This window comes from Mesorhizobium sp. M7A.F.Ca.CA.001.10.2.1 (assembly GCF_003998575.1).
Taxonomy (GTDB): domain Bacteria; phylum Pseudomonadota; class Alphaproteobacteria; order Rhizobiales; family Rhizobiaceae; genus Mesorhizobium.
In genome coordinates this window covers 1-1,889 of record NZ_RZQY01000897.1, presented here as the reverse complement: position 1 = coordinate 1,889, position 1,889 = coordinate 1, and the positions used below count along the sequence as shown (strand labels likewise).

Annotated in this window: 2 protein-coding genes and 1 tRNA gene; 2 read left to right on the top strand and 1 reads right to left on the bottom strand. The window is 61.9% G+C overall.

Going from position 1 to position 1,889, the window contains the following annotated elements; genetic code table 11:
• Window positions 1–215 precede the first annotated feature (215 nt).
• Entirely contained in the window at window positions 216–572 is a 357-nt protein-coding gene (locus EN964_RS33195) for a hypothetical protein (protein ID WP_127269289.1), read from the top strand.
• 213 nt (window positions 573–785) lie between these two features.
• Here the strand turns inward: EN964_RS33195 and EN964_RS33190 are convergent, their stop codons facing one another.
• Entirely contained in the window at window positions 786–1,496 is a 711-nt protein-coding gene (locus tag EN964_RS33190; RefSeq protein ID WP_127269288.1) for an SIMPL domain-containing protein, read from the bottom strand.
• Window positions 1,497–1,632: 136 nt separating this feature from the next.
• Here EN964_RS33190 and EN964_RS33185 point away from each other — a divergent pair.
• A tRNA-Ile gene (locus EN964_RS33185) sits at window positions 1,633–1,708 on the top strand.
• The last annotated feature ends 181 nt before the right edge of the window (window positions 1,709–1,889 follow it).

Genomic DNA, 1,889 nt, shown 5'->3' with positions numbered 1-1,889 from the left:
ACATTCGGCCAATCCGCGGGGTCGGAACCGGGCGCCGAGTCAGGCGTTCTGGCCTTCACCGAGGGCTGGGGACGATGGCGAATGGCGGGAACTTTCCTTTTCCCGCCATATGAACCGGAGATGAACGGCAGGTTCGTAAAGAGTTCAGACAGGCAAGCGCATTCTCCCCTCATCGGTTCACAAGGGGCGAAGGCCCGCAAAAAGGAGAGAAGACGATGTTCAACACGATCAAGACGGCAGCCCTTTCGGCCCTGGTCGGTCTCGGCACGCTGGCGGCCGTTCCTGCTCACGCCGACAGCCTCTATCTCGGCTTCGGCAACAACAACGACCCGCGTTTTGGCGTCTATACCGGTGACGACGGTTATCGCCATCGCCGTGACGAGCGCCGTGGCAACTGGCGCCGTGGCTGCTCGCCGGACCGCGCCCTCGACAAGGCCGAACGCATGGGCCTCCACCGCGTCCGGATCGTCGACGTCAGCCGTCGTACGGTGAAAGTGGCGGGCCGCCAGGATGGCGACCGCGTCGTCGTCGTGTTCGCCAATGAGCGCGGCTGCCCGGTCATCTATCGCTAAGCTTGGGTTTGGCGGACCCTAGAGGCTGATCTTCTGCGAAGATCAGCCGGGAGACGCGATCTTCTGCGAAGATTGGTCTGGACTAGCCGAGCCCTTTTCCGTTTGAAGGGTGTGGCTCGAAAAAACCCGCGGGAGCAATCCCGCGGGTTTTTCATGCACGCCATTGGTTGATGATTGCCGTGGCCAGGCTCAGCCACGGATCGTCAGAGCCGCTTATTTCAGTTCGAAGGTGACGGTGACCTGCACATTGTAGGCGTTCTCACCGGCCTGTACCGGAGCCGCGCCGGCCGCGGCATCGAAGGCTTTGGCATTGATCGGCATCGGCGCCGGCCTGATGTTCTGGTCTGTGATCTCGAGCACCCGGCCCAGGCTGACGCCGGCGGCTTCGGCCAGCGTCTTGGCCTTGGCCATGGCGTCGGCGACCGCCTTCTTGCGCGCCTCGGTGACCGTGGCTGCCGGGTTGTCATTGGTGAAGGCAATGCCGCCGCCCTGATTGACGCCCAGCGACACCGCCTTGTCGAGGACCTCGCCTGTCTTGTCGACGTCGCGCACCCGCACCGAAAGCGTGTTGGTCACCTGGTAGGCGACGAGTTCGGCTTCCTGACTGCCGTCCGGCTTGTTGGTGTAGTTGTAGCGCGGGTTGATCTGGATGCCAGCGGTCTGCAGATCGCGGTCCTTGATGCCGGCGGACTTCATCGCCGCGATCACGGCGGCCATGGCGTCATTGTTGGCATCGAGCGCGGCGCGCGCCGTTTTGGCCTCGCGCATGACGCTCAGCGTCAGGACCGCCAGATCGGGGGCTACGGTTGCTTCGCCTTCGCCCGACACGATGATGCGGGGCGGCGTCGGCAGATCGGCGGCTCCAGCCATCGCCGGAAAAGCGATTGCAGTGGCGAGCGCGAGAAGCAAAAGATGTCTGGTCATGAAAATCTCCTTGGTCTGCGATCAAGTCGCAAGGGGTCGCGTAGAGCGTGATTATGGGTTGATTTGGGCGATCTGCGGAAGCCCGTCGGGGAAAGCCTTGTGCCGCGATGCGAAAAACATTAATCCAGCCCGCGTGGGGCCTGTAGCTCAATGGTTAGAGCCGGCGGCTCATAACCGCTTGGTTGGGGGTTCGAGTCCCTCCGGGCCCACCATTAGCTTTCGAAGCCGTTGATTAATTGGGTTTTTTGTACTTTTTTGTCCCACTCTCTTCCACCCCCGCCAAAAGTGGGACATTTTCGTTCTCGTTTCGATCGAATACCAGAAGGGTCCGGGCAGACTGCGCCACTATCCGGCGGCGTGCCTTGCGGATGTAATGATCAGGCTGCTGATAGG